The organism is Sphingobacterium multivorum, from assembly GCF_039511225.1.
Taxonomy (GTDB): Bacteria; Bacteroidota; Bacteroidia; order Sphingobacteriales; family Sphingobacteriaceae; genus Sphingobacterium.
The window spans coordinates 233798-247845 of the sequence record NZ_CP154261.1; the positions used below are offsets into that span (position 1 = coordinate 233798).

At 41.7% G+C, this 14048-nt stretch carries 12 protein-coding genes; 11 read left to right on the forward strand and 1 reads right to left on the reverse strand.

What is annotated here, in order from left to right; genetic code table 11:
* Positions 1-21: 21 nt before the first annotated feature.
* The 6 genes from AAH582_RS00980 to AAH582_RS01005 all read left to right on the forward strand — a co-directional run bounded on the left by AAH582_RS00980 (position 22) and on the right by AAH582_RS01005 (position 7222).
* Positions 22-852, forward strand: a complete 831-nt coding sequence (locus tag AAH582_RS00980; RefSeq protein WP_343320988.1) for a helix-turn-helix domain-containing protein — start codon at positions 22-24, stop codon at positions 850-852.
* Positions 853-1090: 238 nt separating this feature from the next.
* On the forward strand, positions 1091-1618 hold the full coding sequence (locus AAH582_RS00985) for a hypothetical protein (RefSeq protein ID WP_343320989.1): 528 nt from the start codon (positions 1091-1093) through the stop codon (positions 1616-1618).
* A gap of 219 nt (positions 1619-1837) precedes the next feature.
* Positions 1838-2419 carry a hypothetical protein gene (locus AAH582_RS00990; protein WP_053003642.1) on the forward strand — a complete coding sequence of 194 codons (582 nt, stop codon included), beginning with the start codon at positions 1838-1840 and terminating at the stop codon, positions 2417-2419.
* Positions 2420-2510: 91 nt separating this feature from the next.
* Positions 2511-3326 carry a fimbrial biogenesis chaperone gene (locus AAH582_RS00995; RefSeq protein ID WP_343320990.1) on the forward strand — a complete coding sequence of 272 codons (816 nt, stop codon included), beginning with the start codon at positions 2511-2513 and terminating at the stop codon, positions 3324-3326.
* Complete coding sequence (locus AAH582_RS01000) at positions 3310-4386, forward strand: hypothetical protein (RefSeq protein ID WP_343320991.1); 1077 nt, start codon at positions 3310-3312, stop codon at positions 4384-4386. Before AAH582_RS00995 ends, AAH582_RS01000 begins: the two co-directional genes overlap by 17 nt.
* Positions 4387-4399: 13 nt before the next feature.
* Positions 4400-7222 carry an MSCRAMM family protein gene (locus AAH582_RS01005; protein WP_343320992.1) on the forward strand — a complete coding sequence of 941 codons (2823 nt, stop codon included), beginning with the start codon at positions 4400-4402 and terminating at the stop codon, positions 7220-7222.
* 4 nt (positions 7223-7226) lie between these two features.
* On the opposite strand, the gene AAH582_RS01010 is transcribed toward AAH582_RS01005, so the two are convergent.
* Complete coding sequence (locus AAH582_RS01010; protein WP_343320993.1) at positions 7227-8024, reverse strand: tyrosine-protein phosphatase; 798 nt, start codon at positions 8022-8024, stop codon at positions 7227-7229.
* Between the two features lie 451 nt (positions 8025-8475).
* On the opposite strand from AAH582_RS01010, the gene AAH582_RS01015 reads away from it, so the two are divergent.
* The 5 genes from AAH582_RS01015 to rfbA all read left to right on the forward strand — a co-directional run bounded on the left by AAH582_RS01015 (position 8476) and on the right by rfbA (position 14029).
* Complete coding sequence (locus tag AAH582_RS01015) at positions 8476-10476, forward strand: polysaccharide biosynthesis protein (RefSeq protein WP_343320994.1); 2001 nt, start codon at positions 8476-8478, stop codon at positions 10474-10476.
* 200 nt (positions 10477-10676) lie between these two features.
* Positions 10677-11732, forward strand: a complete 1056-nt coding sequence (gene rfbB / locus AAH582_RS01020) for a dTDP-glucose 4,6-dehydratase (protein ID WP_343320995.1) — start codon at positions 10677-10679, stop codon at positions 11730-11732.
* A 1-nt stretch (position 11733) separates the two neighbouring features.
* Positions 11734-12276 carry a dTDP-4-dehydrorhamnose 3,5-epimerase gene (gene rfbC / locus AAH582_RS01025; RefSeq protein WP_343320996.1) on the forward strand — a complete coding sequence of 181 codons (543 nt, stop codon included), beginning with the start codon at positions 11734-11736 and terminating at the stop codon, positions 12274-12276.
* 17 nt (positions 12277-12293) lie between these two features.
* The gene (gene rfbD, locus AAH582_RS01030) at positions 12294-13151 is read left to right on the forward strand and encodes a dTDP-4-dehydrorhamnose reductase (RefSeq protein WP_343320997.1); all 858 of its coding nucleotides are present in this window, start codon (positions 12294-12296) and stop codon (positions 13149-13151) included.
* A gap of 20 nt (positions 13152-13171) precedes the next feature.
* On the forward strand, positions 13172-14029 hold the full coding sequence (gene rfbA / locus AAH582_RS01035; protein WP_343320998.1) for a glucose-1-phosphate thymidylyltransferase RfbA: 858 nt from the start codon (positions 13172-13174) through the stop codon (positions 14027-14029).
* The last annotated feature ends 19 nt before the right edge of the window (positions 14030-14048 follow it).

Here is a 14048-nt window from a genome sequence, read left to right on the forward strand (position 1 = left end):
TTATTGCGGTAAATAATTATTATGGAATTTGGAGTTCATCGGGTCATTGGTGTAACGCAGGAGTATTCGGAAATTAAGGATGCAACAGCTAAAGAGAATTATGTCGTTCTTTTTGTGTCAAGTGGCGGCTGTAGCATGCGGATTAATAAACAGATCGCTGAGATTGAGGAATATAGTCTGGTTTTGATTCCACGCGGGATACAAATCGAAGCCAACCCAGATGAGCAACGTGCCTTTTTAATTATCTATTTTTCGGAAAGTTTTTTTGCGCGTACGGAGGTCGATACGGCCTTCCTTCGAAACTTCAAGTCCTTTAATAAAAGTGAATATACCTATCGGACACTCAGCGTACCCAAAGAATACGCGACGTACTATGAATTTGTCGGCATGCAATTGAAGCTGTCTAAACAGAATTATAATCAGGCAATTTATCGGGATTTGGCACATAATATTGTGAAGCAGATCGTGCTCTTGGCTGCTATCTATGCAGAAGATAAGCAATCGGGTGAGCTACTGGGGCAACGAACAGATGTGGCCTTGGTAAGGCGTTTCCAGGATCTGGTTGAAAAACATGTAAAAAAAGAAAAACAGGTAGCTTTCTACGCGGATCAATTAAATATAGGAAGTAAAAAACTAACCAATCTCACCAAAGAGACCTTGGGTACCACACCCAAAGAACTTATCACCAAAGAATTGCTTCGTGTCAGTAAGAAGCTTCTTGTGGAATCTTCACTCAGTATCAAACAAGTAGCTTGGGAATTGGGGTATACAGACGTGAATAACTTTAGTACCTTTTTTCTGAAAGAAACGGCCCTCACACCAACAGAATACCGTAAGCGCTGGCAGCAATAATCATTCTGTATTAAAAATAATACATGTTTTCCTATTAAAAAGAATTGTTCTTATTCTTTCGTTTTTTTTATAAAAGGTATATTTATAGTAGAACAACGAAAGCGTATGAAATATTCACACGGTGAAAATTCACGTTCTTTTGGCGTCAAAATTGCTAAAGATTCAAAAGAGATAAGGACTGTTGGACGGCATATCTTAGATGGTCCATACAATTATTGAAAGGACAAGATAGTAGGCTATGAAAAAGGGAATATTGTTTTTGGGTTTGGTTCTTTTCGGAGGCACAGCCTTCGCACAGACAGGCGTTCGATTGAACATTGAGCTCTACGATGTGCAGCATCTTGTTATTAATCCAGATCAATCGACCGTTACCTTGGACTACCGTACCTTAGCAGATTATCAAAATGGCGTTGAGTCTGTCCAAAAAGCACATCTTTCAGTATTTAGTACGTCAGGCTATGAAGTGAAGGTCAAATTGGCCAATCAAGATTTTATAAAGCTCGGTCAGGCACAGACAGAAAAAATTCCCGCACCATTGATTCGTGTTAAAGCTACTGCCACTCATGTAGGACAAGCAGGAAATACTACTACCGGCGTCCTTTCTAACAATAAGGAAACGATCATTTCTTCAGATTCCCCGACACTCAATGGACTGTTCGATGTTACCTACACTGGTCCTGGAGCTGACGGCTTAATGCAATACGTAGAGAAAAACAATACGGTAACTTTTACAAACGATGTGCTCTATAGCATCGAAACAAGATAATATTCCCTAAATTCAATTCCTTTGTTGTAGTACCTTGCGCTGTAGTGATCACGCTACAGACTTTTGTAGCTGCATAGCTACAACATTTTACACACTCCCTTTTTCATACTTTTTGGGCACAAATTCATACTTTTTGCCTCATTTCCTGCTGTACTTTTGTTTTGTCCAAAGAGGATAAATAATAACGAATAAGTCATATTAAATTATAAAAACTTCAAAATGAAAAAAATTATTTTCTTCGCAGCAGCGATCATCGGTTCAGTAACTGCAGTAAATGCACAATCACAAGCAAAAGTAAAAGTGAATGTTGAATTGAATCCTTTTCAATCGATCGAAATTGGTAGCGGTGCTGGGCAAGATGGCCAGGTTACATCTGGTTATGATGACGAAGTAACCTTGAAATACGAAAAGGCAGCTGACTATACAAATGGGGTTAATAAATTGATCGCAAAACAATTGAAAGTATCTTCGGTAGGTTCTGGTTACAAAGTGAAAGCGACTTTGTCTTCTAACGGCCAATTCAATAAAGTAGCTGGAAATGGTGCGAACACATACGATGCTAAAAAATTAATTGAAATTCAAGTGGATGGTAAAACTGCTTCTACAGATGTAAACATGGAGTTTGGTCCTTTTGGAAGCACAAGTACAGCGGAATCTTCTGTATTGAACAAAGAGTTGGACGTAAAATACATTGGTAAGCCACTTAATGAAGCAACAGTAAAAGAATTGTTGGGTAATGGTGGTAAAGATACAAAAGCAAAATATACCATCGATGTGGTATACACAATCGCAGCAAACTAGTAGATCCTATTCTACGCTATGAAAATCATATAGATGCAGGTATCGGAAGATACCTGCTTTTTTATGTATTTTTATGCCAAATTGTATTATTATGAAGAACCTAATTGCCTCATTTTTCTTGCTTTTTACGGCTACAATAGCTTTTGCTCAAACGGGATTGACAGTCGGTCCGCCCAGATTGTATTTTGTGGGCGATGCCGGGCAGGCGCAAACGCAATATGTGGATGTGACAAATCCGAGCAAAGATTATACACTTGAATTGGGGGTGTCTTTTGAAGATTGGTCTTATTCAGCCGTTGGTGATAATGAACTGAGTCCAAAAGGGACGCTGCCAACGAGCTGCGCAAACTGGCTGTCGGTATCGGAATCGTATTTCTCCCTGAAACCCGGTGAATCAAAACGATTGCAACTGAATATGCAGGTGCCTAAGGATGCAAAATTCACGACCGAAGTACCCATTCATACGGCAATGCTTTTTGTAACGCAGTTGAACCCTAGGGCAAGGGAAAAACAGGAAGGAGCTAATATCCGTTTGGCTGTTCGTTCGGGAGTAAAGGTTTATCATCGTTTCAATGGAAGGGAAACGCCGGATCTTGAAATCACGAACCTGGTTTACAAAGATGTGGATTCTGTTGGACAGTTTCTAGAGGTCAGTTACGATGTGACCGGTAATATCTGGTTGGAAGGAAGATTGCGTGCCGAGTTTTTAAATCAGGAAACAGGAGAAAAAGAAGTGGTGGACAATCTTAATTTTTACTGCTTGCCCGGCGATAAGCGTAAACAATATATTGCAATTCCCAAATCGTTGAAATCTGGGAATTACCTCGTTTCAGTATTGGCGTTTTATGGCGATCAGGATGTGGTGAAGGTCGCGGAATTGGAATTTAAACATGTGGCAAAGAACTAAAATAGTAATACTCTCGATTTGGGGCTTGTTTTCAGCCTTACCTCTTGTTGCGCAATTGCGTTTTTCAGTCTGGTCGGATAATTATTTCGAAGTGACTTCCTACTTGGGTAAAACAACGCCAGACCGATTCAATGTGTTTCAATTTGACCTGAATGGTCTCAACGTAAACGAGAAAAATTGGTCGCTCGCCGTGCGTCTATTAGCTCCAATACGGACCATTGCTGGTGGGAGGAATCGCAGTGGCAACACATTTCCCGTCGACAAGATCAGTCTGCGCTGGACCGGAGACAACAATGAAGCGAATTTTCGTCTTGATGGTATCGGCGCAAGCCGCACGCCGATTATTTTGCAAAATAGTAACGATGTGCTACTGATTAACCGGGCGAAACAACCCATTAGTTCCAATGGAAATTATTATCTGCAATATCAGCTTTATGGCGCCTTGACCATTGCTCAAGGCAAGTATCTGGACGACTATCTAAGTCCTGATCAATATACGTACCTGAAGTACCGCATTCCCTTATTGTTTACGCTGTATAGTGAAAGCGGAAAAGTGCTGGGGACACAGGAAATTAATTATGAAATGCAGTTGCCGCCGCGTCTGACGGACGGTGGGATGGTCGATATGGAGCCTGATTACAGCTTGGAGATTGCCGCAGATGCGACGAATGCCACCTTGCAGTTTTCGACACAAAAAGATTATATGCAGGGAGTGAGTTCGTTGGTTGCAAATGCAATCCGCGTGAACTCTATAACGGACTACGAGCTCCGTGTTAAGTCGGTCGATAGTGAGCTTGTTCGCAATGGTGGCGGAACACTTCCGCTGTCGACGCTTTCACTTCAATTAACTGCAGGGGCGGGAATAAATAGGATAAGATCCAACCCCAAAGTAATTTTAACGACACAGGAACAAGTTGCTGTATCGGCGGCTTCGGTGGATAAAAAGCAAGCGCAAACCTTTAATGTGGAGTATAAAGCGAATCTGACGGCTGATCAGGTGTCGGCTTCTAAATCTGGAAGCTATAGCGTGTCCCTCCTCTATTTATTGATCCCACAATAGTCGATCCCATAGCGTGTTTAAATGCTCTTCTCATAAGATTAGATGTACGGTCTTCGCGCTGTTATTGCTGCTGGTCAAGTTCGTTTGGGCACAGCAGGAAAAGCCGGTGCAGCTCGTTTTGCCGGAGCAGCTTCGTTTGGAAGCTGGTCTCAATAGTATTGATCTACAGCTGGTCAACAACAGCAAACAGGATTTTACAGGCGAGCTCAAGTTGCTGTTGCCGCAGGGTTTGCGTGCTCTTGGGTCGGATCGTTTAACATTTACATTACCTGCGGGTAAAAAACGGTTTATTACCCAGCGTCTACAAGTCCAGGCGCCCGCTCAGCTTAGGGGGCAAACTGTTGGTGTTCAGCTCAGGGATCCACAGGGGCATCTGGTCGACAACAAGACAATGGCTATCGATGTGCCACCCAAAAAAGCAGTGATCTTGCAGGATGTTTCGGAACAGCAGTATCTGAAGCATGTGGGGGACTCTATCTTTATCCGGACACGGGTTATAAATAATGGTACAACGGACGAACAGATTAAAATCCTGTTTTCCTCCCCGGATCGAATCGGCAATACCAAATTTAAGGAACAGAACCTTTTCATTCCAGCCGGACGTGATACGCTTTTCATACTCCGTTTTGCTGTGGAGAAATACATGTTAAACCGGGCGCAGTACACGGTTAATGTCACCGGTTTATACGAGAATGGCGATGTATTTGGGAATCTATCGGTGCTCTTGTCCAATATTGCAGCCGATCGAAATTACCAGCAATTATTTGACAACCGGGGTAATTTGGCCGCATATTCGCGTAATTTTTTTGATTTGCAGTTCGATAACCTGCTCGGCGAACAAAAGTCCTTTTATTTACGGGCGGAGGGAGAATATCGCTTAGCCGATGGGCAGTTAAGATACAGTGCTTATCTGACCAAAACGGGTGGGATGGACCGGCCTGCTTTAAGCAATACTTTTGCTGCCTTTCAGAAAGGAAATAATACCTACACGGTCGGAAATTTGCAGGAAAGTATGGAGGCTTCGGCCTTCGGAAGAGGTGTCAAATTTGATCATATCGATACGGCAAGGGCCGCCAATTTTACAGTAGGCCTGTTGCAGCGCGCTGTGGATCTGCTGGATTATAGCTCTTCCAGTGATCCCGGTTATACAGCTTTTGGAAAGGTGGTGCTGGGGGAAAATAAGCCTGAGCACCGACGTTACGAAGGTCAGCTTTTTTACGATCGCAATGGTTTAGATAGTACAACTAGTCTGCTATGGGCAAATTCTTTTGACTTTCTGAAACAAAAATATGCAGGTAACACCGTGCTGCGCGGTTTTGTCGCCGCTGGACTTCAAAGTCAAAACGGCCGACAAGTAGGACGGAATTCATCCATGCCTTCATGGGCATTGGGTATGCGAATGGACCAGCGTTTTGCCAAATGGAGTTTTAGCTCCGATAATTTTTATAGTTCTCCTTATTACACAGGTAATCGTCGGGGTTCTTTGCAGTTTGTCGAACGTTTAAATCGAAATTGGGGTAAGTTATCAGCGGCGCTAAGTTATACCTTTTACCGCTATAACCCAAGCTACCTGAATACACGTTTTCTCAATTACGCAAGCCAATCTTCGCGCTGGGATTTAAGTATGTATACCCCCTTGAGTTCATTTGTAACACTATCCGTATTGCCAAACTATAATCGGGAGGTTGGAACCTATATGTTTGCCGAAGGCACGCGTGAACTGAAGTCAACCTCATGGCGTATGTTGACAACGGTGAATGTACGGTCGCGTAACCTGCAGCACAATTTGAATGTAACCACCGAGGCGGGGCTTGTATCAATGACTGATCAGGCTACAGGGCTTTTTGCAGTACGGACAGATTTAAATTACAACTACAAAAGTCTGGGCCTTTCAGCTTCTTACCAGCAGGGCGCTTTTCAAATTTCGGATCTGGTGAGTGCACTATTAATAGGACGTTCGTTTGGCAACCGTTTTTCTTTAGGACCCCGTGTAAGTGGTGCCTTGTTGCAGGAGAGATTACAGTGGGCGGCCAATGCCCGGGCGAATCTGAGTAGCAGTTACGGGAATAGTTTTGGGGGGAACGCGAGCATAAATTACCGTGTGCTGAAAAATACCTTGCTTACCGGTCTTTTTCAATACAATTACAGTGTCATGAAAACCGGATATGACTATGATTTCAATAATTTACGCATCGGTGTTCGGCAAAACTTAAAAGGATCAAATCTTGATCGTCCAGCGATCAAGACAGGGAATGCGCGTTTTTTCTGTTTTCAGGATAAAAATTTTAATGGCATATTTGATAAAGGGGATATTCCGATGGTTGACCATAGCTTTACGGTAAAAGGGATCCTTTTTGTAACAGATAAAGCGGGATACGCTTCCTTTAAAAAATTGCCGTATGGATCATACTTGTTTTTTTCACCAAAGCAGGGACAGTATATGGCGGTTTCGAAAGAGATCGTGATACAGCAGTCAAATTTAGAAGTCCAGATTCCGCTTCAGCGTGGGGGAATGGTACAGGGAGCTGTTCGTGTCGAGTATACCCAAGGGCTTAGCCTGGAGACTGATCTGAATTTGGATATTTACAAAGTGTTGGCAAAAGACAGGAATGGAAAGGTTATCGAAATGCGTACCGATAAGGATGGACATGTTGAGTTTGGCCTGCCGGAGGGCACCTATAGTTTCTACTTAGATAATGCGAGCTTCCCGGCAAATGTATTTACCGATCAAGAGGCGCAATCGGGAACGGTAAAACTGGATGCCGACTTGGTCCTTGAGCCTTTTGTATTAAAAGTGAAGTCAAAAAAGGTCAATGTCAAACGGTTTGGACAATAAATTTCTATCCGGCGATATGCTGAGATTTGACATCACTGATATGATCTAATAGGGACTGGTTCAAAATGGGAGATGTTTTTAACATTTCTCGTACAGGATATTTTTCAGCAATATCTGTAAGTGCTTTGAGATGTTTTTCATGGTGCAGGTCAGTGCCTACAAAATCATACATACCTGATTTCAATAAAGTCATCGCGATTGCTTTGACGTCGACTCCATAATAACGGCTGATGGATAGCAGATTTAATTGGAGTAGACAGCCTGCATCTTTAATCTGCTTGTAGATATTAAAATTACCATGATAATAATTATACCTCTCGGGATGTGCAAGAATGGGTTTGTAGCCTAATTTTTGGATCGCAAGAATCGTATGGAACAGTGCTTTCGACTCGGATAAATAGGACATCTCGATGAGTACATAGCCTCCGGGTATAACACAAAGCTCATTATCCCGAACAAGATCGGAAAGGCCATCGTCAATCATATGTTCAGCAGCGGCATAGATCTCAACCTTACTACCGATATTCTTAAGGCCACTTTCAAGATTAATCTGCGCTTCCTCAATACTTGATTTGGTATTGGGATGAACGCCAGCCATAATATGCGGTGTGCAGATAAATTTCTTTAACCCCAGGCGTTGCAATCCTTCAATATAAGCGAGCGAATTTTGTACCGAACTGCTGCCATCATCGATTCCCGGCAGCAAATGATTGTGCATGTCTACTTCCAGAAATTCCAGCTGTGCTAAGGGTCTAATGGATGATTTTTTATTGGTACCAAACAAATTGCTAAAAAAGCCCATAATGATAGTTTTAAAAATGCTAAGTTAAATTGGGATACATACTATTTTGTTGGTATTCAATATATGATCGTGTTGGCAATTAGTTTCTGTGTCGTATCCAGTGAAGAACTTTACAAACAATATGCCAGTTTTTTTGTTTATCAGGCTGTAAGCTACAACTGAGAAAACGCATTTTGAAATGGAACAAGCTTCCGATTGCTTTTGTTTATGTTTTTTACAATTTAATTCGCGTTTGTAACAGTTTCGGTATAATACTTGCTTGTCCCCCCATGGTGGACAAATAACAAAGAATAGGTTTTTGTTATTGATATTTTAGGAGATTGTTTAATTGCTTGTTAAATTTTGAGTATCTTGGCATTCTCTTTAAAATATTGCAAAAGCCATATATGCTGGGTTTAAGACAAAAGCCTAAGACAGTATAATAAAAAAATAAAAATAAAAAGGGAAATTTATGATGGGTTCTCTAGGAGATTTAAAAAGACGTCTTCGTAAGGACAATCCACGATGGGTTATTTTATTAATCGATATGTGGTTTGTGTTTGGAAGTTATGTGTTTTCAAACTACGTGGTCAACAACTTTAAAGGGGTATTTGATGTGGCTTTAATGTTGAAGAAACTTGTTGTGGTATTACCGGTGTTTTTTATCACGTTTCTCTGCTATAACACCTATAAAGGTATTGTTAGGCAAACGGGAATTCGTGATACAATCAAAATATTTAAAACAGTAGCGTCAGCCTATCTTGCGCTCATGGTATTGACCGTTTTGATCAAAGCTGTTTTTGATAAAGGGACCCTAGCCGGAGATTACCTTCGTCTATCATATGGCGTCCTGACCATGCAAGCCTGTATTCTATTGGTGATTATGGTCGGCGCGCGCGTCGTTTATCGTACAATTTATGAGTATCTTTTTTTACCGGCGAGAAAAGGCGAGAACGTTCTGATTTTTGGCGCTTCAAGACCCGGTTTGGTTTCGTATTCCTTATTAAAAGAAGATCAACGGATCAAATATCAGGTTGTCGCTTTTGTGGAAGATAAGATTTCGCGCATCGGTAAGCGCCTTGCGGGATTGAAAATCCGTGATATTACAGAGATTTCAAAAGAATTTGTTGAAAAAAATCAGATTTCTCAGGTTATTATTGCTGTTGAAAACAACGATCCCGAGCGTTTGGAATATGTGTCAGACTGGTTCCAAAATATTGGACTCGAATTGAAGATCATGCCTCCAGCACGAATTTTACTTAATTCTGGAGCCAAGCGTGAGATCAGGCCGTTAAAAATTGAAGATTTATTGGGACGTAAACCGATCAAATTGGATCATCCGGAAATTGAAGAAGAGATGCAAGGGAAGGTGATCTTGGTGACCGGTGCTGCTGGATCCATCGGTTCGGAATTGGCTCGTCAGATCGCCAGACGTCACTATAAAACCTTGATTCTATTGGATCAAGCCGAGTCTGCGCTATATGATATACAGCAATCGATCAGGGCTACGCAGCCTGAGCAGATGCACTGCGTGGTAGGTGATGTGCGTAATTATGCCTTTATGCAAAAGATATTTGCGCAATACAAACCCGATTTGGTCTTTCATGCAGCGGCTTATAAACATGTGCCATTAATGGAGGCGAATCCCTATGAGTCTATTCAGACCAATGTATTGGGAAGCAAAAATGTGGCTGATCTTTGTATGCAATATGGCACTAAAAAGATGGTCATGGTATCGACGGATAAAGCTGTCAATCCAACGAATGTCATGGGAGCGACAAAACGCATGGCTGAGATCTATGTAAGTAGCTGCAGTGGTAAATCAACTACCAGTTTTATCATTACACGTTTTGGAAATGTATTGGGTTCAAATGGTTCGGTTATTCCGCTCTTTGAGAAACAGATGGCGGATGGTGGTCCGCTGACCCTGACCCATCCTGAAATCACCCGATTCTTTATGACGATACCCGAAGCATGTCAATTGGTGCAAGAGGCTGGTGTGATGGGTAAGGGAGGAGAGATCTTTGTGTTTGATATGGGCAAGTCTGTTAAAATCATTGATCTGGCGAAACGCATGATCAAATTGAAGGGCTACCGTTACCCAGAAGATATTGATATTAAAATTGTTGGGCTGCGTCCTGGCGAGAAAATTTATGAGGAATTGTTGGCAAATAATGAGAATACGGTAAAGACACACCATCCAAAAATCATGATCGCGAAAGTAAACCACGATGAATTGTCGCTTAAAGCAGAGCGTATTAATACGATCTGCCGACAGATTTTGGATGCAGATACACAGTTGCCAGATTTTATGGAGCTTGTCGCAGGTATGAAGCAGATCGTCCCCGAGTTTAAATCCCAAAATTCGGAATACGAGGTACTGGATGCATTGACGGAGGAAAAAGAAATTGAATTGATTCATGAATCAGCAGCGGAGGTACCGGTATACTCGTTGGTAAAGAATGTATTGTAAAGCTGTTGTAAGACAGGTAAGTTTTAGATAACAACACGATAAAGAAGTGAAAAGCCCTCTGAATAGAAGGCTTTTTTTGTTTATTCCATTTACTCGTGGATTAAAACTTGTCAATTAACAAAAATCATCCTAATTTTAGCGAACTATTTGGTGAACTCATCATTCGCGGACCAATGGTCTAAACATTCGAGAATCATTATATGAATAAAACAATTTTAATTACTGGAGGAGCAGGCTTTATAGGTTCACACGTTGTCCGTGAGTTTGTGTTGAAATACCCTGAATATCAAATTATAAATTTGGATGCTTTAACCTATGCTGGGAATCTGGAGAATTTAAAAGATATAGAGCATTTGCCCAATTACACTTTTGTTAAGGCGGATATTACGGATCAGCAAGCTGTCTCGGCTATTTTTCAGAAATATCAGCCCGATGGTATTATCCATTTGGCGGCGGAGTCCCATGTCGATCGTTCTATTGTCGATCCAATGGCTTTCGTTATGACAAACGTCATTGGAACGGTCAATTTACTGAACGCTGCCCGGATAATCTGGAAGGATAATCTGGAAGGAAAACGTTTTCATCATGTGTCAACGGATGAGGTGTTTGGCGCGCTTGGTGACACGGGTTTTTTTACGGAAGAAACAAAGTATGATCCGCATTCGCCCTATTCAGCTTCCAAAGCCAGCTCCGATCATTTTGTGCGGGCTTATCATGATACCTATGGCTTGCCTATTGTTCTGACAAACTGCTCCAACAACTATGGGCCGAATCATTTCCCGGAGAAATTGATCCCTTTATGCATTCATAATATTTTGAATCATAAACCGCTGCCTGTTTATGGTGATGGAAAATATACCCGCGATTGGTTATATGTTATTGATCATGCCAAAGCCATCGATTTAGTTTTTCATGAAGGAAAAAATGGAGATTCTTATAATGTAGGTGGATTTAATGAGTGGCAAAATATAGACCTGATCAAGGAGCTGTGCAAACAAATGGATGAGAAACTGGGCCGTGCTGCAGGTACCTCAGCACAGTTGATTACCTTTGTGAAAGACAGACCAGGTCATGATTTGCGTTATGCCATTGATGCCACGAAGATCAATCAGGAATTGGGATGGAAACCTTCGGTAACTTTTGAAGAAGGTTTATCTCGGACGATAGACTGGTTCTTGGCTAATCAGGAGTGGTTGGATCACGTGACTTCTGGTGATTATCAAAAATATTACGACAACCAATACAAAGACGCATAGCATGACGTATACAGAAACTAAGTTAAAAGGCTGCTTTATACTTGAACCGACTGTTTTTGAGGATGAAAGAGGTTATTTTTTTGAATCATTTAATGAAACAAAACTAACCGCCATACTTGGTTACACACCGCATTTTGTACAGGATAACCAATCCAAATCACAGTTTGGTGTCGTTCGAGGTCTACATTTGCAGGCCGGTGAACATGCGCAGGCAAAATTGGTTCGTGTTGTGGAAGGTAAAGTATTGGATGTCGCTGTCGATGTGCGTCCAGGATCACTTACTTTTGGGCAGCATGTTTCGGTTGAACTTTCGGCTGAAAATAAAAAACAATTATTTGTCCCTAGGGACTTTTTGCACGGATTTTCTGTATTGTCCGAACATGCGGTCTTTTTCTATAAATGTGACAACAACTATCATAAAGAGTCGGAAGATGGTGTAAATCCATTGGATATGGAACTTTCGATAGACTGGCAAATTCCTAGTGAACGAATGATTCTCTCTCAAAAAGATCAGGAGGCACAATCCTTTGAAGGGTTAGTTTGAAATTAATATCATAGGGTATGCGGATTGTTATCACCGGAGCTTCAGGACAACTTGGATCTGAACTAAAAGACCTTTTGTTCGACAAGCCCGAAAAGGAATGTTATTTTTTGGATCGCAAACAACTTCCTTTGGATCAAATTCAGATCATACAACAAATTTTGGCGATGTATGAGCCGGATCTTATTATTCATGCAGGAGCTTATACAGCTGTAGATAAGGCGGAGGAGGATCAGGAAACTGCTGATCTGGTCAATCATTTGGCTTGCGAGGAGATCGCACAGTATTGTCATCTCCATGGTACAGGCCTAATCGCGATTTCAACTGATTATGTTTTTGATGGAACTTCGGCTTCCGCTTTAACTGAAAAGGCGGAAACAGCACCCATCAATGTATATGGGCAGACGAAACTGGCCGGAGAACAGGCAATCCAGAAATGGTGTCCTGAAGCAATCATCATACGTACCTCTTGGGTATATTCCACTTACGGCAAAAATTTTGTTAAAACCATGTGTCGTTTAATGGATGAGCGTGAAGAAGTAGGTGTTATTAACGATCAAATTGGAAGCCCGACCTATGCGAAGGATCTAGCCTTGGCAATCGTAAAAATAGTGGATTCCTCCGAAAGGGAGGGCGGTATTTATCATTATAGTAACGAAGGTGAAATTTCGTGGTACGACTTTGCTGTAGCAATACGTGATTTCCGTTCGTTCGACTGTCAAGTAAAACCGATTCCGACAAGTGCGTACCCCACAGCTGCTCGCAGGCCAAAGTACTCGTTGCTCGATAAATCGAAGATCAAGGCTATTTTTGCAGTTGAGGTACCCCATTGGGAAATAAGTCTGGCTAAAATGTTGGCCGAAGAATTTAAAAATTAGGAAGGATCTAAACAAAGATTATGAAAGGAATTATATTGGCCGGAGGTTCAGGAACACGACTACATCCACTTACGTTGGCTGTAAGTAAACAATTGATGCCTGTGTACGATAAGCCGATGATATATTATCCCCTGTCAACATTGATGCTGGCTGGGATAAGGGAAATTTTGATTATATCGACACCGCAGGATCTGCCGAATTTCAGGAAGTTACTGGGTGATGGTACACAACTAGGCTGTCGTTTTGAGTATAAAGAGCAGCCAAGTCCCGATGGATTGGCACAAGCCTTCATATTAGGTGAGGAGTTTATTGGAAACGATAAGGTCGCCCTTATTTTAGGTGATAATATTTTCTATGGATCGGGCTTATCAAAGATTTTACAGTCTTGTGCTGACCCCGATGGAGGTGTTGTTTTTGCCTATCCCGTTCAAGATCCTGAGCGTTATGGGGTAGTGGAATTTGACGCGGAGAAAAATGTTATTTCTATTGAGGAAAAGCCCGAAGAACCCAAGTCGAGTTATGCCGTTCCAGGGATTTATTTTTATGATAACGATGTGGTTGCTATTGCTAAAAGTATAAAGCCTTCCTCAAGAGGTGAATTGGAAATTACCGATGTTAATAAGGAATACCTCCGTCAGGGCAAATTAAAAGTAGGCGTTTTTGATCGCGGAACGGCCTGGTTGGATACGGGGACTATTCAGTCACTAATGCAGGCTGCACAATTTGTCCAAGTGATTGAGGAACGGCAAGGAATGAAAATAGGTGCTATAGAAGAGGTAGCGTATCGCATGGGCTATATCGATCGGCAACAGCTGCTAAAAATAGCAGCTCCGTTGAGTAAATCGGGTTACGGCGAATATCTTAAGCGAATAAAATAGTTGATCATAAAACTTGAAT

Bases quoted from the DNA above. Each gene is read 5' to 3' on its own strand.
- AAH582_RS00980 (WP_343320988.1), top strand. From the start codon at position 22: ATGGAATTTGGAGTTCATCGGGTCATTGGTGTAACGCAGGAGTATTCG.
- AAH582_RS00985 (WP_343320989.1), top strand. From the start codon at position 1,091: ATGAAAAAGGGAATATTGTTTTTGGGTTTGGTTCTTTTCGGAGGCACA.
- AAH582_RS00990 (WP_053003642.1), top strand. From the start codon at position 1,838: ATGAAAAAAATTATTTTCTTCGCAGCAGCGATCATCGGTTCAGTAACT.
- AAH582_RS00995 (WP_343320990.1), top strand. From the start codon at position 2,511: ATGAAGAACCTAATTGCCTCATTTTTCTTGCTTTTTACGGCTACAATA.
- AAH582_RS01000 (WP_343320991.1), top strand. From the start codon at position 3,310: ATGTGGCAAAGAACTAAAATAGTAATACTCTCGATTTGGGGCTTGTTT.
- AAH582_RS01010 (WP_343320993.1), bottom strand. From the start codon at position 8,024: ATGGGCTTTTTTAGCAATTTGTTTGGTACCAATAAAAAATCATCCATT.
- AAH582_RS01015 (WP_343320994.1), top strand. From the start codon at position 8,476: ATGATGGGTTCTCTAGGAGATTTAAAAAGACGTCTTCGTAAGGACAAT.
- rfbB (WP_343320995.1), top strand. From the start codon at position 10,677: ATGAATAAAACAATTTTAATTACTGGAGGAGCAGGCTTTATAGGTTCA.
- rfbC (WP_343320996.1), top strand. From the start codon at position 11,734: ATGACGTATACAGAAACTAAGTTAAAAGGCTGCTTTATACTTGAACCG.
- rfbD (WP_343320997.1), top strand. From the start codon at position 12,294: ATGCGGATTGTTATCACCGGAGCTTCAGGACAACTTGGATCTGAACTA.
- rfbA (WP_343320998.1), top strand. From the start codon at position 13,172: ATGAAAGGAATTATATTGGCCGGAGGTTCAGGAACACGACTACATCCA.